Genomic DNA, 20864 nt, shown 5'->3' on the forward strand with positions numbered 1-20864 from the left:
GGAAAGTTTCTGGAGTCAATTTAAGACTGAGGAGTTGGCGTTCAAACACCCACTATCTGAGATTGAACTTATCGCCATCATCAAGAAGTACATCAATTGGCATAATAAGGAAAGACGCCAATTAGCATTAAACGGCATGACCCCGGAAGAATATCGGAATCATGCCGTTCAAGAAAGTGCATAAGCCTTTAATTATTTGACTGTCTACTTGACGCGGAGCCGCGCCTGACGTCATTGCGCTGATCGGTCGTCTTTTTTGATTGCGTTTGAGAACCGCAAGCATGCAAAATTGTTATGATTTGAGACGAAGATGGCGTTATTTCAAAAATCAATCGTTAACAATCAAATGATGCAAAACCACTATATCATGTATAGTGTAAAACGATTACCCACAAAGTTTAGTGGTTTTTGCTTTCTTTTGAAGAAAAATCCTGTATACTGTATATATTGATACAAATGGAACAGGTCAGTGTACTGGGGGATTAGCCATGATTGAATTTTATACACAAATCAAGAAACGAGACGGGCGCATCGTTGATTTTGATGCGAGCAAGATCAGCACCGCGATTACAAAGGCGGCGGAGAGCGTGGCGGAGCTGTCACCCAGTGATGTGCTGACGATTGATCACTTGACGGATACGGTGACGGCTAAGATTCGCGATCGCTATCATGATGATGTCGAGATCGCCGAAGTTCAGACGGTCGTGGAGCAGACGCTGATTGCGGCCGAGAAGTACGACTGGGCCGAGGCGTACACACAATATCGGCTGAAGCGGGATTTGGCGCGTAAGCAGAAGCAAGACGTCAATTATAATGTGGCCAAGCTGGTGAATCGCGACAAGAGCGTGGTGAACGAGAATGCTAACAAGGACAGCCGCGTGTTCTCGACCCAGCGTGATCTCACTGCGGGCGCTGTTGCCAAGGCAGTTGGTCTGAAAATGTTGCCGCCAGCAGTGGCCAATGCCCATTTGCGTGGTGATATTCATTGGCATGATCTTGATTACACCCCGTTTATGGCAGAAACCAACTGCTGCTTAATTGATTTTGACTACATGTTGAATCATGGCTTTTGCATCGGTAACGCTGAAGTAGAGCCAGCCCACTCAATTCAGGTGGCAGTGACCCAGATGACCCAGATTATCGCGAATGTGGCTTCTAGCCAATACGGCGGCTGCTCCAGTGATCGTACGGATCAGGTGCTGGCACCGTTTGCCGAGAAAAATTATCAGAAGCATCTGAACGAATTCCGTGATGTGATTGATGATCCCGACCAATTAAAAGCGTTGGCTGTGAAGCAGACCAAGAAGGATATTTATGATGCCTTGCAAACATTGGAATATCAGGTTAATACCCTTTATTCGACGCAAGGACAGACACCTTTTGTCACGGTTGGCTTTGGTTTGGGCACCAGTTGGATCGAACGGGAAATTCAAAAAGATATTCTGAAAATTCGGATTCTCGGCCTCGGTAAAGAGCGGCGGACCGCAATTTTCCCGAAACTGGTCTTCACGTTGAAGCGCGGATTGAACCTTAACCCCGAAGATCCCAACTATGATATCAAGCAGCTGGCCATCGAATGTGCCACCAAGCGGATGTACCCGGACGTGGTTTCGTACGATACGATCAAGCGACTGACCGGTTCGTTCAAAGCGCCAATGGGTTGCCGCAGCTTTTTGCAAGGCTGGACCGATCCTAAGACAGGCAAAGAAGTCAACGCCGGACGGATGAACCTTGGGGTGATCACGGTTAATTTGCCGCGGATTGCGATGGAGTCAAAAGGCGACAAAGACAAGTTCTGGAAGATTTTTGAAGAACGGATGCGCATCTGCAAGGAAGGCCTCCTGTATAAGATCGAGCGCACTAAACAGGCTACTCCGGAAAGTGCGCCGATTCTCTACAAGTACGGTGCATTTGGCAAGCGTTTAGCGGACACGGACAGCGTCGATGAGTTATTCAAAAACGGCCGCGCCACGGTGTCACTGGGCTATATCGGCTTATATGAAGTCGGCACCGTTTTCTATGGCTCGGCATGGGAAAAGAATCCCGAGGCCAAGGCGTTTTCCGTTTCGATTGTCAAGGCGTTGGACGATCACTGCAAAGCTTGGGAAAAACAGTACGGCTATCATTTCTCCGTTTACGGGACGCCGAGTGAATCGCTGACCGATACTTTTTGCCGCGATGATACCAAGAAATTCGGGATCGTCAAAGACATTACGGACAAGGAATATTACACCAACAGTTTCCATTATGATGTCCGCAAATCACCGACCCCGTTTGAAAAACTCGATTTCGAGAAGGATTATCCGCAATACAGTGCTGGTGGCTTCATCCATTATTGTGAATATCCGAATCTGAAGCAGAATCCGAAAGCACTGGAAGCAGTTTGGGACTATGCTTACGATAAGATCGGTTATCTTGGCACGAACACACCGATCGATCAATGCTTCAAGTGCGGCTTCAAAGGTGAATTCACGGCGACAGCGAAAGGTTATGAATGCCCGGAATGCGGCAACCACGATCCAGCAACTTGTGACGTGGTCAAACGGCTCTGCGGTTACCTCGGCAATCCGAACAAGCGGCCGATGGTTCATGGGCGTCAAGAGGAAATTATTCACCGGAAGAAGCACATCACGTTTAGCTTGAATCAGGTGGCTAATCGGCGGGATAAGTAAAATAGTATGATGTTAAAAGGCGATCGTTTTTGTAGATCGCCTTTTTATGATGGCTGGAAATAAAGCCTCGTTTCACATGGACGACAACAGAGAAGGGTTCCTGATTTACTTGGCATGCTGGTGTTGCGGCCAAATCGGCTTCGTCAAGATCACCATGAATAGACCGCCAACAATCGTCAAAATGATATCAGGGCTAATTCCGCGATACCAGACAATGGCCAGCCCGGCGATTAAAAATATCAACCCGAGTATGCTGAAGCTAAGTGCAGTCAGTCGGCGGGATAAGACAGACCAGTCGGCGAAAATATCAACTGACTTGGGCGTGATGAAATGTGCCCATACTAATGTGATCCCCACGAATAGCCACCAGATGACTTGGCTCAGCCACTGTGGGTAAAAGCCGAAAAGCGTCGTGGCGGCCATGCCGATCATGATAGCAAAAATAGTAGTCAAAACTGCCATCACGGTCTGCCAGCGATTCACCGTACTGTCTTTGATCAGCTTCTTTTTTAACTGCGGATTATCCAGAATAAGATGATCGAGGGATACATCGAAAATGCGAGCAATGAGGGTGACCATCTCCAAGTCAGGCAGGTTACGTCCATTTTCCCAGTTAGAGACGGTGTGGCGTGAAACGTTGAGTTGTTGCGCCAGTTCAGCTTGGGTCATGCGATGAGCTGTGCGGATTTGTTGAAGTTGTTTTGAAAAGTTCAAGTTATTCACCTCGCTTGGTCTGATTGTGGCAGAGGTGACTGAAAATCACAAGGCAGACCGGCGTCTTCGGGTGCTCGTTATTCGAGACAAGTGATTATTGCCCGGGAAATGCTGTTTCAGGCAATATAAAAATGGCTCACGAAAAATTGTGAAAACCACAACTCTACACGCCGACTAGCCTTATTGAAGATTCTTCTTAAAGGCTCGCTCCCCAAAGATTGTTGCCAAGTTGTTTGAAAGAAAAGACCTTATCCCAAAGTCCTTTCTCTGTCTCGTTAAACGCAAAGCTATCAGATAATTTGATACTAGGTGCCATGTTGAAAAATGTTTGCAGGGTGCCGGTAAAAGCAATTCCTTCGCTTTTGATCAAGTCCTTCAAGGTTTGCTGGACATAACGCGCAGTTTCAGAATTAGGGTGGGATGCTGCCAGCGCGTTATTGAGATTTTGCATTGCGTGAACTACTTCGTCCTTTGATACCATAATTTGTTTCCCCTTTATTGTTCTTATATTGATTTGTCCCCAACACCGGCGAGCATCAGTTTATTTGATATCTATCAATGGCGTCGTACTCATTTCCGTTTTTTGCTTCGGCATTTCTGAAGTCGATATCATTGTTTCCTGATTCAATCGATCAAAAGGACGCTGAAAGGCAAAGACAATGACCAAATAACATAGAACAGCAATAAGGGAAATCAAAAACAGCGTGCCATTTTGGATGCCTAAGACAATACCAGAACTAAGACAAGCCATACATCCAAAAAGAGGGTTATCATTGTATGGGCCAGTGCATCAATAATTTTGTTGGCGTCAGAAAACCGTGAAATGATTTCGCCAGTGCGGCGAGTGGCAAAGACATCGGCAACTCATACAAATGCCTAATGTAGCCTAATATGACATCGATGGCGAGTCGTTGTCCTAAAACTGCCATTAAAAAGTTCTGACCGTAAGTCAATATTGTTTGTAACAAATAAGCCAGTAGAAGCCCCGTAGCAATTATACCCATAGTGGTTCGCATGGCGTTTGGAATATACGTGTCAATGATAGACTGTAAAAAGTATGAACCAACAATGCTGATCACGGTGATTAGCGCAGCGGCAATGATGATGTTTGCAATGATCCGCTTTTGTCTTGCTAAGAGTGGCAGAAAGTCAAATAAACCATTCTTACGCTCCTTTTGAGGCTGATAAGCGGGCTTTGGGGCAATGAAGATAGCTACACCGGTCCACTCTTCTTCAAAACGTTTCCGAGACAGCCAGGTCATGCCCACCGACGGATCAGGATCCCCTATTAAAATGCGCGACTTGGTTGCTTTGAAAACGACGTAATAGTGAAGCAATTCCCCGTTCTTTAACGCGTGTGCAATAAACGGATAAGGCACGTCCTTAAGGTTGAACAAGTTCATGTCTGTTTTGATCGGACTGGTCTCAAAGTTTAAACTCTCTGCGGCACGAACGATGCCCAATGCCGTCGTTCCTACCTGATCTGTTTTTGCTAATTGTCTTAATCGGGCGAGCGAGTAATCTGACTTGTTGTATCTTAGTAACATATTGAGCGCGGCAACGCCGCAGTCACGTTCATCAATCTGTGGTGAGTAGTATCGTTTGTAACGTCTGGCTAATCCATACTTAATATTGAACATAGAGTTTCCCTTGATTTTTAAAGCAGCAGTGTCAGTCAATTAGTTGATCGGTTTAGATCTAAAAAACGAAATCTTTTTCCAATTTCTTAGGATCAAAATTATGAATGTGCAAAGAATACCGGCAATGAAACCACACAAATGCCCAATTTGTGTCATGATCTCAGCGTCTGAAGCACTTGCATTAGGAACAAGTCCGAAAATGAAATACCAAAAGACTACAAACAAAATAATTTTTGAAATTAAAGAAAATCTTGGCTTTTTTATTAAAAATGCTAATACAACCAACGGAAATAAGGCATATACCGACAGTGATGCACCGTTAAACGTATAAACATAGAGGCCGATTCCAAAAGATGTTTGAATGTATCCCCCAAACACAAAACAAAATAGAAGGGTCGCAATCCAACTAGAGACAAAAAAGCTGGTTACAAGTGCCATGCTTCCGATCTTCCATTCTATGAAAGGGCCCAAAACAATAATCGGAAGAATGTTTATCAATAGATGGTTCAATTCTGCGTGATAAATTGAGCCTGTTACGATATACCAAAGCTCCCCTCGTAGAATTGAGGGTATATTTCCGACAAAGTTAGAAGATGGAATTAAGAATGTATTTGTCAAAATGAGAAATAACCAATAGAAGAATAGAAGCGTGCAGCAAATAAAGAGAGTTCCTTTGGCTGCAAAAAATATTGAAAGTAAATTGGCCTTCTTCAACTTCAAAAGCATATGTTTAAACCTCTTTCTCTTTTAGGCACTGTTGCGATGTTGACGACAAATGATTAACGCGAAAGTTGTCAAAAAGACGGATTTAATGAAATCCGCCTTTTCGAAACGCGTAGATTTTATTTTCCCCAAATTGTAACTTTTCGACACTTGGATCTTAGTTTATTGCGTAATGGCGACCAGTACGACGGGATTTTCTTGGACCAGAGTGATAGGTTGGACCTTTCGGGCTAGGAAGATCTGAGATTTTAAATGTAAACCCGATACCTCCGCCACCAGCACCGAGGCTGGTAGGAGTTCGGCCGCCCCCTGTAGTCAACTGAAGTTCATCGTTGGTAAGGGCGGTAGCGTTTCCAAAATCATTCACTTTAGCTTTATACATACGAAATCTCCGTTCTTTTCAGTAATAACAGACATAAGTATATCTAAATATCCTGAAGGATCGGTTTAACAATGGGAATCGGGTATCTTTTACCATGTTTGGGATGCTCAACTGGTGGAGTGCGAATCAAATTTGACTTTTTTGATGCTTGTGCAGCATTAATAAGGTCTTCGTTAGTGCCGCTGTTGATCTTTTCGAGAATGCTCGCATCCAACTTCATGGCGTGAATAGCGTTCGTTGTGTTCATGTAGTTGTTTCCTCCATGAGTTTTCTCTGTTATTGCATAAATAAAGGTGCTATGGAGTGAAAGCGGTACCACTTTTGATTAGTATCCGTTGCAAGTATCTCCTGATGAAATTCATCAGATGGCTAGGAATATATTGCGGTTTTGATCAGAACGAAAAGCCGCCATTGCAATTTTCAATGTCATATTCAATAGCCATATCTGATATTTGACGGTGAAGAGAGTTGTCCAATTTTGTCAGATTGTAGCTTGGTCAATGTAACCCTATCTCTTATTAAGACATTAGAGATTTCTAGATTCATACGACTTAAAATAAGTGGGACAGCGGCTTGTTTTTGAATTAAGGATTCGCGATAACTCCTCAGTACTTGTTGAAGAGACTCGCTTTCTGGATCGTTTTTTAAGTCAAGGAGCAGTTGATCAATGATATACGTTGCCTGCTTGGCCCGATCATTACCGCCGGAGTACCATTTTAAAATACCCATAATCTCACCCCATGAACGTTGCGCTTTTAGATGTATGCAATCACAGAATCTTGGTCTTTTCGGAAAGAATGTATTAGCGCTGGCCTTTTCAGACCACTATTACTTAATGCCAGAATTCCAATCGGCTTGACCGCCAGTAAACCAGTTTGCTGCCATATTGTTTCCGATGCTGTTGATGGCTTCTCCCCAGTTTACGTAGCACTTTTTCTTGGTACAATAAACACCATTACCATAGTATTTACCACCACTGCCTCCGGTGATCTTAGAAATTTCAGCGTCTGACAAAGGTGCGATTGTTTCTTTGAGCATGTTTTCCCCTCATGCAGTTGTGAGATTGGCAACAAAAAGTTTTTTAGTGGAAAACGTCTTCCTAAGGACAAATTAACAAATGACACGTGATCTTGTCAATGTTTTTTACTGTTTTTTCGCAAAATAATTGAATTATATAATAATTATCATTTCTGAAACAACTAAAATATTGCTCTTTGCATATCTATAAAAATAATCAGTTTATTACATTAAAAATTAATGGCTAAAAATTAACAAGCGATGAGCTTGGAATTATAGATCATACTTTCACTCGCATAAACGATCTAGAGCGCCGTTTTCCTACACGCAACACAATAACTAAATTAATGTGTATTGATTACAATTTAATTGACCTCGGTTAAGCGTCGCAATTGAGATTCTTTGGATCTCCACACTGGGCTATAGTATGATCAGTGAACAAAAAAGCTATAGGTGGGAAATCTAGTGGGTTTCTTCATTTTAAACACAGACATCTTTTGGAGACACGACGTGCGAGATTTAACAAGAGTTCACATTGCATTCACTGGAAAATAACACATGATGACTCGTTGGTAAGCTGTGGCACCCCCTGCTGCATGTGGGGCCTCCCGCTCGATCGACCAACCAATTGAAACGACCCAGGTGATTATTGCCGGAATGACCAGCAAGCCTCTTGGGGAATCGCTAAGAACCTGGAAGTCAGACTATGCCAGAGACTTCGATCAGCCAATGGTTAATGAGCACCAGTTTTTAATTTCGTGCCGAAACCAAATCGACAAATGCATCAGCAATTTGATTTAACGTTGCCTTCAGGTTTGCTTACGTATTGGACAATGGTTGGTCAGTTTACAGATGTCAGAAATTGCAGACTTCTGTCCGTTTATGTGTGTGAGAAAACTTAGGTCTGACGTGCAAAGTTATCGATGATAGGTTCCTCTGATCGGATGGGCTTTTGGCAGAATTGTTAAGTTAATTTTAGATAGAATGGCATTGTGAAATAAACAACAAAAATTAACTAAGCACACGATATATACCCCTGTCAAGAACCCTTGTTTTTACAACCCAAACCATGATATACTCCAGAACGGTGCCAAACCACGGTGAGTTCGTAACGATCGGCGCGTCCAGCGTTCAGAAGGTCGAAGCGGCTCGCCATTTTTTTATTGAGCGCGAGCAGGAGCGCTTAGAAATCGGAGTGTAAGTGGCCTCAAACCTAAATGGCCGGTCTTTGGCCATTTAAGTTTGATGTCCTTATACGTAGATTTCTGCGACTGCGAGCGCGTTATAGAACGTGAAAGTACCATACATAATTGCCGCTGATAGAACAGACTTTCGTTCATCGCGACCACTTTGCCATTGCGTTCAAGGTGTTCCTATGTGCAGGTTTCTGGATTGGTGAGCGCGCAATAGACCATCCTTCCAAGCGACCAACCTCTTTTATCTGCTGCAACGACAACCTATTCCCGACGCCACACAAAAACCGCAGCCAACACTACCAGCTGCGGCCAAACAAATGATTCAATTGAACAAGACGTCGTTGATACCCTAAGTTTCAGGAAGCCGGCTGGGTATCTAACTTTTTGGACTTGGCTTGTGCCGTTAATGCTTCCCAGTTAACCAGTGGCAACTGGGCAACGGCAGCCATAATTAAGATTAGTGACCAGGTCAGAATCAGACTCATGGTAACATCACCGGTGAAGTGGGCCAAGATGCGGACGCGTGTGTAGGCCATGAGTGCGCCGTAAGCAAAAGTGAGCCAGAAAACCAGGCGTTGGCGCTTAGGCTTGTCACGATCAACGAACCATGTCAGCGTGAGAATCGTGGCAGCTGTTTGCGTATGGCCGGACGGGAAACTCATGTGGCCATTTGCTCCGTTTGGATGGAACCAACTGGTGAAGTGAGCCGGATTGCCATTTAGTTCGTACGGGCGGAAGCGACCCCAGAAGGTTTTCATTGCGTTCACAATCTGATCGGACATGATGCAGACTAAAGTAGCAACCACTGCCACCTTCAATAAGTAATGTAGCTGTTCATCGCTTTTATGTGAGAGCCAGTATTGACTGCCAGCAAACACGGCGATGTAAAGCACAATGAACAAAATGAGGCTGGTCGCACCAGGCAAGGCGAGCTTGCTACCATCGGAATTGGCCATCCCCATTGGCTTGCCGGCGTTGATGTCGTTGATGGACGTGATCACCATCGTCATGGCGTATTTCAGATAACCAGCCCATAATTCCCAACCGGCATAAATGACACTGCCGACAATCATCAATATACGAATATACCAGGCGAGTTGCGCGGAACGCATCGCATAGTGGCAGACAATGTTACAACTGATCATAATAATCAGCGGTGCGGTCCACAAGCCAACGTCTTGAAAAAGCGTTGCGAACGGATCGTTCATATTGCCGATTGTTTGTGAAATCTGCCAGTCAAAACCGGCTGCTGCAGCTAACAATAAAAGTAAAATGCCAGCAACAATCAAAAAAATATGTTGGCGAATCGGAGCGTTTAACTTTTGCGTTTGGTCCATTTTTCTCCCTCCCTTGTACTTTGAAAATAGCACAGAATTTGCAGAAAATGGGTGGATTTACGCGACCTGTACGCAACATTTAAATCACCGATACGAAATTTACAGGTGGTTAGGCAAAGAGGGGTTCGTTAATCGTCAATTGCCGCTGATCGCAGTCAACGGTCGCCTGCAAGCCGTACGGTAAAATGGTGTGCGGGTATGCGTGACCGAAGTTGAGGTTGTATAGAATTGGCGTTTCATAGGAAGCCGTCACATCCAAGAGTACTTGTTGGTAGTCGTCAAAATAAACTTCATTTTGCGGCTTGCCAACCAGAATGGCGCCGACCTGCTTCAAGACACCGTGATCGTCAAGATGCTGCAAGTATTGACGATAAGTTGCCGGTGCAATTTTTTCTTCGGAGGTTTCGATGAAGAGAATTTTATCTGTCCAGTCTTGCGGAAAAAGGTGATATTTTTCTGCAACTTGCGGCTCATCTGAATAGCGGACAGGATAGAGCAAGTCGTGCAGGCTGTCGAGACACCCGCCAAGCAAGGTTCCAGTGACACGGCCATGACCGCGTAAGGTTAAGTAGCCGTGCTGCTCCGGATGTGCTTTGCGCGGGACGCCTAATTGATCGGCAGAAAAGTCGGTTCGCTCTTCATACCATGTCGGACTGGACGTGATCGCCGTGATCGCCGGATTTTCAAAAAAGTGGCGGAAACTAGCGGCAGTGTAAGGCAACAGTTGTGTGTCCAGTTCGGCCAGATCGTTCAAGAAGTTCGGGCCGTAAAAAGTGGTCATCCCCAAGCGATAGAACATCAGATGATCAATGGTCGTATCGGAAAAACCAGTGAAAATTTTGGGATGATTTTTGACGGCCTCGATAAATTCCGAGTCATCCAGTAAGTATGGCACGATTCGGTAAGTGTCATCGCCGCCGATCGCACAAATGATGCCTTTGATATCCGGATTGGTCATGGCTGTCTTTAAATCAGCGGCCCGTGCTTCGGGGTGGGCTTTTAAATATGCCTGTCCGCGTAAAGCATTTGGCATGAAGCGCGGTTTCAGTCCCATTGCCTCCAGACGCTGGGTGCCAAGATCGCGTTGATGCGCGGCAAACGCTTCACCTAGTGTCCCTGCGCTGAGACTGACAATGGCAACTTGGTCATGTTGGTGCAACGTGGGTGGTTTGATCATTTAAAGGACCTCCTTTGGCAATGATTGAGTCTAGTATTCACGATGAATCGGGCAGATGCAAGCGGTTCTTTACGTTCGAAGCATTAAAGTTGTGATTCCACCCACTTAGCTGTTAAGATCGAAGGGTAGCTAGTGAATGCGTGAACGAGGGGATAAGTCATGTATACCATTCAAACTGCCGCATCGGTTGGGGCAAGAGGCACGGTGATCACGATTGCACCACCGATTGAGCGGATTCGACCAGGCGATCCGATTCGACTTAATGGCAAAATGGTTGGCAAAGTGCGGGCGATTGAAAAAGCCAATCATCCGCACCATGTGAACGATAAGCCGTGTACCGGATTGGTGATCACGGTACCGGTTAAAGCCGGCGACACCATTGAGTTCCCGCGATCACCACGCAAGCCATAATGCCATCAAGTTGGTATGCGGCGTGCAAGTTTGATGGGTATTAACGGGCAACCATTATTTAAATAACTGAAATACAAAAAAATCGGTCTTAAACCACATTGGCTCACTATACGAGCTTTTTGCGGTTAAGACCGATTTTTAATTTAGTCATGATCTCACAGGGTATCGTCTGCAAGAACTGCACGATGTGTAACGCTGCAAACAAAGCGCAACAGAGCAGCGGGATCATTTTCGCTGGCAGAACGGCTTATTTGGCTGATGTAGCCGTCATAATGCCTGCTTCTGTCATCCCGTCTTCATACAACTTCAGCTTGCCGTTGATAATGTCCATGACGAGATCGCCGTATTCGACCCCATCGGCTTCAGCTTCTTGGGGGAGAAGGGATAGCGGTGTCATGCCAGGCAGATTATTGGCTTCAATGACCCAGACGCCTTTGTCATTGGCAAAGAAATCAATGCGGCCATAGTTTTGCAAACCTAAAACATCCATGGTTTGCAGCGACACGTCTTTCATTGCCTGATGGACATCTTCATCTAAGTCTTTGGGCGGGGTGATGAAGTCGGTGTAACCGGCTTGAAATTTGTGCTTGAAGTCATACCAGCCGGAATGAACTTTAATCTCAATGGCGGAAAAGGCGTGACCATTGACAACCCCTAACGAGAATTCGCGACCTGGCGTGAACTCTTCAACAATCGCACTGTTGTCGAAGCGGAAAACGTCAGCGATCCCGCTTTCCAATTCTTCCTGGTTGTGAGCGATGTGTGTGCCGACACTGGAACCGCCAGATGTTGGCTTGACGACGACCGGAAAATCAAATGGTACCTTATGTTCACCAGGCTGATTCCGCTTGAATTCCTTAAACGCAGCGGTCTGGATCCCGTGGTACAACATGATCTCTTTACTGAAGACCTTGTTCATGGTCATCCCTGAAGCCAACGGACCGGAGCCGGTATATTTGACGTTGTTCAGATCCAGCGTTGCCTGAACCTTCCCGTTCTCACCGTCACCGCCGTGCAAGGCCAAAAAGACAATATCTGCGGCTTTGCAGATCGCCAAAACATTTGGACCAAACAGCTGTGTGCTGCCATCTGTCCGTAACTTATTGATGTCAGCGTCAGTCAGGATGGCATCCGAAATCTTCAGATCCTTACTGGTGTTGGCGTCGTCAAAAACCTGGTCGACCGTCTTCCCTTCGAGGTTGTAGCCTAAAAACAGGTCAATAAAGGTGGCCTGCTGCCCTTTTTGTCGCAAGGCGTTTGTGATCCGGTAGCCACTTGAAATCGAAACATTGCGCTCCGTGCTCCGGCCGCCTGCTAAAACGACAATTTTCATCGATAGTACCTCCACGTATTATCCGAGTTTGATAGAAACTAAAGTGTAGCACAATCTGGTCTAACCGGCGAGAACGGCGCTTGAATTTGCGGTAAAATTAAACGAAATGTAAGGGATTACTAAAATGTGGGTCAGTCTGGATTTAAGCAAAAGCCTGCGATGGGATAAAGAATCGCAGGCTCAGGAGGCAAACATGCAATGTTCATGGTTAACCATGCCACACCATCGTTACTTACTGGTAGCTGATCAAGGGAAACTTGTTTTTGTCGGGTCGCCTGATGCCAACTTGCAAGAGGCAAGGCAGTACGTAAACGGGCCATTTGAATTTAATGATGAGGCGATAAAACCATTTCAAGCCGCTCTGACTGCTTACCTCACAGGAAAAACACGAACAGTGACGGTGCCGGTAACTTTTCACGGCACTATTTTGCAGGAAGCTGTCTGGCAGTGTCTGCTGACGATTCCTTACGGCGAGACCAGAACCTATGCGCAAGTGGCAGCCGCAGTTGGCCACGACCGCGCATTTCAGGCAGTCGGGCACGCGGTTGGCCAGAATCCGCTCATGATGGTCATCCCGTGTCACCGGATTTTGCGAAAAAACGGCGGGTTAGGCGGTTTTCGCGGTGGGTTGGCGCTAAAACGCAAGCTATTGGCGCTGGAACAGGGCGCTCGACCGATGTTTTGACTGCAGGAAAATGCACAACATTTTTTAAAGGCGGGGCGAAAGGTTCTATTTTCGGCGCAGGATCTTGTATACTAATGGTTAAACAAATTAAAGACAAGGGGATAGTGAGACATGAAGATTATCGCTTACGGTGCACGGGTGGACGAGATCCAATATTTCAAGCAATGGGCCAAGGAAACCGGCAACACGCTTGAGTATCATACCGAGTTCTTAGATGAGAATACCGTAGAATGGGCTAAAGGTTTTGACGGGATCAACTCGCTTCAGACGACACCTTATGCAGCCGGGGTTTTTGAAAAAATGCATGAATACGGCATCAAGTTTTTGACGATCCGTAACGTCGGCACCGATAACGTTGATATGGCGGCTATGAAGCAATATGGGATCCGGCTAAGTAATGTTCCGGCCTATTCACCAGCGGCCATTGCCGAGTTTGCTTTGACCGATACGCTGTATTTGTTGCGTAACATGGGCAAGGTTCAGGCACAGTTGCACGCAGGCGATTACGAAAAAGCCGGCACCTTCATCGGCAAAGAACTTGGCCAGCAGACAGTCGGCGTCATGGGTACTGGGCACATTGGTCGGGTTGCGATCAAACTTTTTAAAGGTTTTGGTGCCAAAGTCATTGCCTATGACCCATATCCGATGAAAGGCGACCATCCTGATTTTGAATATGTCAGCTTGGAAGAACTCTTTAAGCAAAGCGATATCATTGACCTGCACGTCCCCGGCATCGAGCAAAATACCCATATCATCAATGATGCGGCATTTGATTTGATGAAACCCGGCGCCATCGTGATCAACACGGCCCGGCCAAATCTGATCGACACGCAAGCGATGCTCACTAACCTTAAATCCGGCAAGTTGGCTGGCGTCGGCATCGATACTTATGAATACGAAACCGAAGATCTGCTGAACCTAGCCAAGCACGGCAGCTTCGAGGACCCGTTGTGGGATGAATTGCTTGGCATGCCAAATGTCGTTCTCAGTCCGCACATTGCGTACTACACTGAGACGGCGGTGCATAACATGGTTTACTTCTCACTGCAGAATCTGGTTGATTTTTTGACCAAGGGTGAGACGAATACGGAAGTAACGGCACCGGCGAAGTAAGGATCAAAGGGACGGACCAGCCAAGCGAAAATAGTGGTTGAGATCAGGTTTAAAATGACGACAACAAAGCTTATTTGGATTTGCGCGATCGGAGGGTATCTTTTTGGTGGACTTACCGGTCGCCTAGCCCAAATGGTAAATAATACCGTATTAGCGTGGGGTATCCACATTGGCTCTATTGTCGTTGCATTCCTGATCGCGTATGCATTCGGTCCCCACTCTGACCAAAAAGAAAAGTCCAATTCTTAAACATGACAAAAAGCGCTGCCTCCTAGGTCATAGGAAGCAGTGCTTTTTAAAGTGTTGAACTCAAACAGATTTGCCGGTGACACTGTGTCACTTTATTTTTGGTTGCGCCGATATCATTCAAGTCAAACAAATGGCCGGAATTGTGCCAGCACAAAGCCCGTAACGGTCACCAAAGCAAATGCGGCAAGCGCACTCCAAAAGATCAGCTTGCTCAGATGCTGTTGCTTTTTACCGGCAAAGGCAACTTCGATTAAACCGATTAAGCCAATGGCCAGTAAGATTTTGACGACTGTCAGCAGTGGGTTGCGAGCGAAGGCAAAACGCATCAGCACCACACCGGTCACAATCGAAACTAGGTAACAAACCCGCGCAATCATGGTCCACATGACAAACTGCCGCGTGCGGCTGAACAAGGCGACACCTGCTGCGACTGCGAGCACTGCCCATGAAATAAGATGTAGCCAAAGCCACATAAGGAAGACCTCCTTCATTTCGTTAAAAGTGTTAGTACCACTATACCGCTATTGCTCAAAAAACGGACGATGTTTAGTGAAATTCACCAAAACGCGAACATTAACTGTATCTTTTTAAAAAATAAACGTATTTTCTATTGCAAGTTGATGTGTTCTTCGGTAAACTTTTCATATTCAAAGTTTAGGGGAGCGTGTCATGGAAAACTTTTTTCATTTGAAACAGAATAAAACCACGCCGATGACCGAGGTCATGGCGGGGTTGACCACATTCTTTGCAATGTCCTACATTTTATTTGTTAACCCACAGGTATTGTCACAAACCGGTATGCCGGGGCAGGCGGTTTTTCTGGCCACGATCATTGCGAGTGCAGTTGGCACGTTGATCATGGGGCTGTTTGCCAATGTGCCTTATGCGTTGGCGCCGGGGATGGGTTTAAATGCCTTCTTCACTTACACGGTTGTTTTCGCACTTGGCTTTAGTTGGCAGGAAGGTTTGGCGCTGGTTTTCATCTGTGGTCTCATTAATATCTTGATCACTGTCACGAAAATTCGAAAATTGATTATCGTGGCGATTCCAGAAGCCATTCAACATGCGATTGGCGGTGGGATCGGGGTTTTCGTTGCTTACATCGGGATTAAAAATGCCGGCTTTCTAAAATTCACCTCCGAGGCTTCAAGTATTGATACGATCAATGGCCAACCGCTAAAAGCCGGTGCCTTGACGCTCAAGCATGGGGTTCAATCGGTTGTTTCAAATGGCGGGATCGTGCCAGCATTGGTGAACTTCACGCAGGCCGGGGCAGTGTTGGCCTTGATCGGTTTGGTCATCATGGTCATCTTGAATGTCAAAAAGGTGCCTGGCGCAATTTTGATCGGAATTTTATTGACGACAATCATTGGGATTCCAATGGGCGTGACCAATTTGCATCTTAGCGCTGCCAATTCATTCAGCAGCACTTTCGCATCACTTCAAACAACCTTTGGCGCTGCTTTTTCGGCTAAGGGGATGGGCTCGCTGTTTACGAATCCTCATAAAATCGTGTTGTCCATCATGACCATTTTTGCCTTTAGTTTCTCGGATATTTTTGACACACTAGGTACCTTTATCGGAACTGGGCGGCGCACCGGTATTTTCTCTGACGCTGACGAACAAGCTTTGGAAGAAGGTTCGGGCTTTTCATCGAAAATGGATCGGGCGCTGTTTGCCGATTCAATTGCGACAGGTGTTGGCTCAATTTTTGGAACCAGTAATGTGACCACTTACGTTGAAAGTGCAGCTGGGATCGGCGCTGGTGGTCGAACAGGTTTGACGTCGGTTGTTGTCGCTGGAATGTTCCTGATTAGTTCGATCTTTGCGCCATTTATTGCCATTGTTCCAACACAAGCGCTAGCGCCTGCCTTGATTATGGTCGGAATTATGATGATGAGTAGTTTCAAGGAAATCGAATGGGAAGATTTGTCACAAGCGATTCCCGCATTCATGGCATCCATCGTCATGGGCCTTATTTACAACATTTCATATGGCATTGCGGCAGGTTTTATCTTCTACTGCCTGATTAAATTGATCACTGGTAAAGCCAAGGAAATTCATCCAGTGCTTGCGATTGTTACGATTGGCTTCATCTTAAACTTTGTCATTCTCGCATTGTTATAAGCGTAGTCAAAAAAACCACTGTCAGGCGGCAGTGGTTTTTGCATGAATAGGTTCTAAAATACGTACCATTTTTCGGATTATCGGCGAAATGCCGAATCTATGCTATGCTCATCTCGAGGTGATTAACAATGGTGCTAAAGGCAATTTTTCATTTAGATACGACCGAGCGCTGGCCCCATCTGGCTTCGAATTTGACTAATTTTCTAACGGCTGAGCCAGATGCCGAGTTGGAAGTGCTAGTCAACGGCGATGGCGTTACCGTTTATTTTGATCAAGATGTGGTCAATTTTATCGCTATTCACCAGCAAGTGAAGTTCTTTGCCTGCCACAACTCACTGGCTCAGCGACATTTGGATGAAAAGCAGTTGCCGGCGACTGTGGCAATTGTTCCGGTTGGCGTGATTAAGCTGGCTCAGGCGGAAGCGGCCGGTTATGCGTATATTAAACCGTAGCGGATGGCTCAGACTTTTTGTGTAGCCGCTCCTAGCAAGGGCTTGCGTTTTCGTTAAAATGATTAAGCTCTTTTCAAAATGAGCCAATTGGTGGCAATGTGGCCTTGGAGACATGCTATGCTCACTTCATCCATATGAGCCTAGGTGAAGGAGTCTGAAGCGTGTATGTTTAATTTTTTAAATAATTCGGACGAGTATAAGCGTTTGATGAAATTGGAGTTATTGATGATGGTGATCGCCGCGGTTGCCAGTGTTGTCCTTTTCAAGTTTGGTGTGCTGACTGGCACTTTATTTGGCGCTATTGCCAGTGCCTTCTTCTTAATGGATGCGATTGTGGCAAGATTACGGCTGTTAGGTGTCTCGCGAGGCTTCAGCCGCTTCATCGGTACGGTCGTTGCCATCCCCGCGTTGGCCGGCTACTTGATGGTCATACTCGCGCGCTTTCCGATCGGTGTGGCATAATCGATATAGCATGATTAATCAAATTGTCGCTAGCAGCAGTCAGTGGCAATCAAAAAGCGACCCCCCGCATTTGTGGAGGTCGCTTTTTGATTGCCGTCATATGAAAGAAATCTTTTTTTCATCACTTTAAAAATGGAAATCTTCTTTATCCGCCACTGCATCAGCCGTGAGTTCGTAACGAACCAGCGGCACCTTGCTGCCATCAGGCAAGGTGCGTTCATGACGGTAATCGCCGACCTGCGTGAAGAAGTTGGCAGTCAGTAAGTTAGCTGCGCGATCATTCGTTGCCGGTAAAATGACATAAACTTCCTTGAGGCCGAGCTCGAAAAAGGCAAAGCCTAACATGCGCTTCAACACTTCAGTCATAATGCCTTGCCCTTGGTAGGCAGCCAAAGTTTCAAACCGAATCTGCGCGATAGTCTTCTTTTCGCTGAAGTTCCAAATGCAGAAACTACCGAGAAAATCATTGGTGCCACGATCCTTGATGCCGTAAAGCAAGGCGTTATTGCTCATCACCAGCCGCATGGAGCGGTTAATGTAGCGTGCCGTGTCCGTGATCTTCTGGTCGAATTGCCGGCCGGATTCTGCAGCAATTTGCTGATCGGCTCGTAGCCGAAAGACGTCCTTAATTTTAAACATCGTTAGCCAGTCCATCGTGTAATGAACCGACATAATGGGATGGTATTTTTCAAAACTCTGCATGACTTTCCTCCATGAAGATGATGACGTTAGCTTACCATAAATTAGCTGAGCGCGAACCAGCGCGGTTAAAAACCGGAGCATAAGTGGGGTTGGGCGCAATGGCCTGGTCTTAGGCCATTGCGACCAAGGCCCTTATGCGCAGGTTTTTGCGCTGGAGAGCGCGTTATGGTGGAGCGCGAACCACTCGCGACCTGCCTATGAATATCACCGCTTTGCCGTTATTAGCAAAAGTCTTTTTGGCTTGCGTTAAATGGTGATGAGTGGTTTGTGAAACCGTTCTTTCTAAATCATTAAAGAACGGTTTCACAAGCTGCTTGTAAAGATTTAAACCGACCAAATAAAATTGACGGCGTTTTCATAATGATTTTTTATATCCGGTAAACCACGGAAACAAACGTACCCGGACGTTATTTTTTTATTTTTTAAGCCTATAAATAAAAAGCAAAAATGACAAGTTACAGGACCCCCTTATATAATCAATAACATCGAGAAAGGGGTGAAACACAATGAAACAGTTTTTTTTTGGCTTTTGTCGGGTGTCATGCTGTTACAACCGTTTTCATTAAATATCGGTTCGCAAGCAGCGGCATCGGCACCTAGCCCAGTCTTAAATGAAGCACTGGGTTCGCGGCCGCAACAGCCAGCCGCCTCCGCAAGTTCGCCAAGTCAGTCAGAAGAAGGCAGCTCACCATCAGCGAGTGCAAGTGAAAAGTCCCCGAGTACCATGAACGCATCAGCTGCTAGCTATGAGCTTACCGGCGCGACTGAGCAACAACCACTGACGGATCAGGCGGATGAGTCGGCCGTACCGAAGCGGCGTCAAAAAAGATCTGTTCCAACCTCACGCGCGGATCAAACCAACCCCTTTTTAGTGGGAACTGTCCAAGAATTGGAAGCTGCCATCAAGGGCGGTGAAACGTATGTGCGACTGACAGCCGATATCAATATTGGTGCGACCGCCATTCCGGTGCACCACTCTGTTACCATCGATGGCGATCACAAATACACTTATATGTATAACGGTGGTCTGAGCTGGCATCGCGGCATCTATTTTGCCGCCAGCAACATCGCGATCACCTTTAAAAATATTAAAATCGGTGACGCGAAGGTGAAGCATTCAGCGAATAACTACTATGGTATAGCACCAGCTGATAACAGTATCAAGAACAGTCAGATTATCGTTGAAAATGTTAACTATTACTCAGATTATGGCGCCCAGCCGATTCACATTCGCGATGACAGTAACCAGGTCATTTTCAAAGGCAAGAACACTTTTTATACAACGAAGAATCCTGGTTCAGTGCTTGTCCAGGAATTTGCCGAGGCAACCAATTTTTTGTTTGAAGAAGATTCGGACACCACCATTACCTTGGATAAAGGCGAGGTGTTAGGTACCTTTTGGCCGTCAACCGGGCCGTTGGAACTTGAACTTAAAAAGCGCGCACGGTTGAAAGTGGTTACCGCTAATTCCCTGGTTTATACGGGGATCGGGGCGATTCACAATAATCGCATCAAAGTGGGTGAAGAGGCTGTTCTGGATGTTAAGACCACGCGAAAAAACGCTGGTAATTTAATGTTCTATAACCACGACTTGGCCATCGATGTCCAAAAAAATGGCCAGCTACTGGTTGAAACTGTTGGAGAAAATAATTTTAACAGTAACTCCGATATCCATCTCGGTCCCGGCGCGAAAGCCAAATTAAAAAACATCAACGGTGATTTCTTTAAAAAGGGAAAAGGCACCCTGACGCTTGATAATGCCGACGAGCTTGTTATTGAAACGGGGAAACATGGGGGAACGAGTCCAACCGGTTTGGTTTCGGACACGGCCAATGTGAGACTTGAACCTTTTAATCAGGAAACAAAAGGATATGGGGTTCATGCTGACGGTCAGCTGCTGACGACCCAAACCAGTGATGACGATTGGATTTTTAATGGTAAGCAAGTGAGTCGGCAGCCAACGCCACTACCTGGTGATATTGCCAAGCGAGTTGCCGAGGCTTCCGCGTTTAGACTGACACGGAATGTTGTGCCGCCCAAACCAGTAGGCAAGCTGGCTTTGATCAGTGTGCCGGATTTGGATTTTGGTCAGCAAACCATCACCGGCGTTACGCAAATTTTGCGGCCACAAGTTCAAGGAGCGTTGAAAATCGAGGATTCGCGAACCAATGGGCCCCGGAAATCACGATTGTATCTCAGAATGGCACGCCCATTTAAAAATGGTGACGTGGATGCGACTAGGTATTTAACGTACACCAACCAGGCTGGTCAGGAGCAGACAATATCCGATCAAGCGATCCTTGCTGAAGTGACGAAGGATGTCGTCGAGCGAGATGTTAGCAGCGAATGGAATATGACCACTGACAGTACTGCACGCGGGTTTAAATTGACCTTGCCGACTGAAAAACAAAAACTCGGCAGCTTCTCAGGGGAACTGGATTGGTCGCTGCAGGATGTACCGGGAAATTAAGA

General features: G+C 46.0%; 20 protein-coding genes and 1 pseudogene. 9 read left to right on the forward strand and 12 right to left on the reverse strand.

The features are described from left to right. Both BVJ53_RS06755 and nrdD read left to right on the forward strand, forming a co-directional pair. Positions 1-184, forward strand: a 184-nt coding sequence (locus tag BVJ53_RS06755; RefSeq protein WP_158280569.1) for an IS3 family transposase, incomplete at its 5' end; no start/stop codon positions are given. A 304-nt stretch (positions 185-488) separates the two neighbouring features. Next, the gene (gene nrdD / locus BVJ53_RS06760; RefSeq protein WP_129301749.1) at positions 489-2672 is read left to right on the forward strand and encodes an anaerobic ribonucleoside-triphosphate reductase; all 2184 of its coding nucleotides are present in this window, start codon (positions 489-491) and stop codon (positions 2670-2672) included. A gap of 105 nt (positions 2673-2777) precedes the next feature. Here the strand turns inward: nrdD and BVJ53_RS06765 are convergent, their stop codons facing one another. The 9 genes and pseudogenes from BVJ53_RS06765 to BVJ53_RS06810 all read right to left on the reverse strand — a co-directional run bounded on the left by BVJ53_RS06765 (position 2778) and on the right by BVJ53_RS06810 (position 10858). Then, positions 2778-3386, reverse strand: a complete 609-nt coding sequence (locus tag BVJ53_RS06765; protein WP_129301750.1) for a helix-turn-helix transcriptional regulator — start codon at positions 3384-3386, stop codon at positions 2778-2780. A gap of 196 nt (positions 3387-3582) precedes the next feature. Beyond that, positions 3583-3867: a glycosyltransferase family protein gene (locus BVJ53_RS06770; protein WP_414467432.1), complete on the reverse strand. Its 285-nt coding sequence runs from the start codon at positions 3865-3867 to the stop codon at positions 3583-3585. A gap of 117 nt (positions 3868-3984) precedes the next feature. Next, positions 3985-5026 (reverse strand): annotated as a pseudogene (locus BVJ53_RS06775) (cysteine peptidase family C39 domain-containing protein); the annotation flags it as partial. Between the two features lie 39 nt (positions 5027-5065). After that, complete coding sequence (locus BVJ53_RS06780; RefSeq protein WP_129301752.1) at positions 5066-5752, reverse strand: rhomboid family intramembrane serine protease; 687 nt, start codon at positions 5750-5752, stop codon at positions 5066-5068. Between the two features lie 422 nt (positions 5753-6174). Then, entirely contained in the window at positions 6175-6378 is a 204-nt protein-coding gene (locus BVJ53_RS06785; protein WP_129301753.1) for a hypothetical protein, read from the reverse strand. A 185-nt stretch (positions 6379-6563) separates the two neighbouring features. Further along, the gene (locus BVJ53_RS06790; RefSeq protein ID WP_129301754.1) at positions 6564-6860 is read right to left on the reverse strand and encodes a bacteriocin immunity protein; all 297 of its coding nucleotides are present in this window, start codon (positions 6858-6860) and stop codon (positions 6564-6566) included. Positions 6861-6959: 99 nt separating this feature from the next. Beyond that, complete coding sequence (locus tag BVJ53_RS06795; protein WP_129301755.1) at positions 6960-7169, reverse strand: leucocin A/sakacin P family class II bacteriocin; 210 nt, start codon at positions 7167-7169, stop codon at positions 6960-6962. Between the two features lie 1531 nt (positions 7170-8700). Next, the gene (locus BVJ53_RS06805) at positions 8701-9681 is read right to left on the reverse strand and encodes a phosphatase PAP2 family protein (protein WP_129301757.1); all 981 of its coding nucleotides are present in this window, start codon (positions 9679-9681) and stop codon (positions 8701-8703) included. A 109-nt stretch (positions 9682-9790) separates the two neighbouring features. Further along, positions 9791-10858, reverse strand: coding sequence for a S66 family peptidase (locus BVJ53_RS06810; RefSeq protein ID WP_129301758.1), 1068 nt, complete (start codon positions 10856-10858; stop codon positions 9791-9793). 159 nt (positions 10859-11017) lie between these two features. On the opposite strand from BVJ53_RS06810, the gene BVJ53_RS06815 reads away from it, so the two are divergent. Beyond that, positions 11018-11269, forward strand: a complete 252-nt coding sequence (locus BVJ53_RS06815) for a hypothetical protein (protein WP_129301759.1) — start codon at positions 11018-11020, stop codon at positions 11267-11269. Between the two features lie 247 nt (positions 11270-11516). Here BVJ53_RS06815 and BVJ53_RS06820 read toward each other — a convergent pair whose 3' ends face one another. Next, positions 11517-12602 carry a D-alanine--D-alanine ligase family protein gene (locus BVJ53_RS06820; protein ID WP_129301760.1) on the reverse strand — a complete coding sequence of 362 codons (1086 nt, stop codon included), beginning with the start codon at positions 12600-12602 and terminating at the stop codon, positions 11517-11519. A 193-nt stretch (positions 12603-12795) separates the two neighbouring features. Between BVJ53_RS06820 and BVJ53_RS06825 the strand changes: the two genes are divergently transcribed. After that, entirely contained in the window at positions 12796-13287 is a 492-nt protein-coding gene (locus BVJ53_RS06825; RefSeq protein WP_129301761.1) for a methylated-DNA--[protein]-cysteine S-methyltransferase, read from the forward strand. A 111-nt stretch (positions 13288-13398) separates the two neighbouring features. Continuing rightward, entirely contained in the window at positions 13399-14400 is a 1002-nt protein-coding gene (locus BVJ53_RS06830) for a D-2-hydroxyisocaproate dehydrogenase (protein ID WP_129301762.1), read from the forward strand. Between the two features lie 371 nt (positions 14401-14771). Here the strand turns inward: BVJ53_RS06830 and BVJ53_RS06835 are convergent, their stop codons facing one another. Continuing rightward, positions 14772-15122, reverse strand: coding sequence for a DUF1516 family protein (locus BVJ53_RS06835; protein WP_129301763.1), 351 nt, complete (start codon positions 15120-15122; stop codon positions 14772-14774). Positions 15123-15318: 196 nt separating this feature from the next. On the opposite strand from BVJ53_RS06835, the gene BVJ53_RS06840 reads away from it, so the two are divergent. From BVJ53_RS06840 to BVJ53_RS06850, 3 genes are all read left to right on the forward strand, one after another. Beyond that, a complete protein-coding gene (locus BVJ53_RS06840) occupies positions 15319-16776 on the forward strand; it encodes an NCS2 family permease (RefSeq protein ID WP_129301764.1) in 1458 nt (485 codons plus the stop codon). Positions 16777-16904: 128 nt separating this feature from the next. Continuing rightward, positions 16905-17228: a DsrE family protein gene (locus BVJ53_RS06845; RefSeq protein ID WP_129301765.1), complete on the forward strand. Its 324-nt coding sequence runs from the start codon at positions 16905-16907 to the stop codon at positions 17226-17228. Between the two features lie 165 nt (positions 17229-17393). After that, positions 17394-17690: a hypothetical protein gene (locus BVJ53_RS06850; RefSeq protein ID WP_129301766.1), complete on the forward strand. Its 297-nt coding sequence runs from the start codon at positions 17394-17396 to the stop codon at positions 17688-17690. 126 nt (positions 17691-17816) lie between these two features. Here BVJ53_RS06850 and BVJ53_RS06855 read toward each other — a convergent pair whose 3' ends face one another. Continuing rightward, positions 17817-18392 (reverse strand): GNAT family N-acetyltransferase, encoded by a 576-nt coding sequence (locus BVJ53_RS06855; RefSeq protein WP_129301767.1) that lies wholly within the window; start codon positions 18390-18392, stop codon positions 17817-17819. Between the two features lie 529 nt (positions 18393-18921). On the opposite strand from BVJ53_RS06855, the gene BVJ53_RS06865 reads away from it, so the two are divergent. Further along, on the forward strand, positions 18922-20862 hold the full coding sequence (locus tag BVJ53_RS06865; protein ID WP_414467433.1) for a cell surface complex protein: 1941 nt from the start codon (positions 18922-18924) through the stop codon (positions 20860-20862). Positions 20863-20864 lie beyond the last annotated feature (2 nt).

It is taken from the genome of Lacticaseibacillus chiayiensis, assembly GCF_004123795.1.
Classification (GTDB): domain Bacteria; phylum Bacillota; class Bacilli; order Lactobacillales; family Lactobacillaceae; genus Lacticaseibacillus; species Lacticaseibacillus chiayiensis.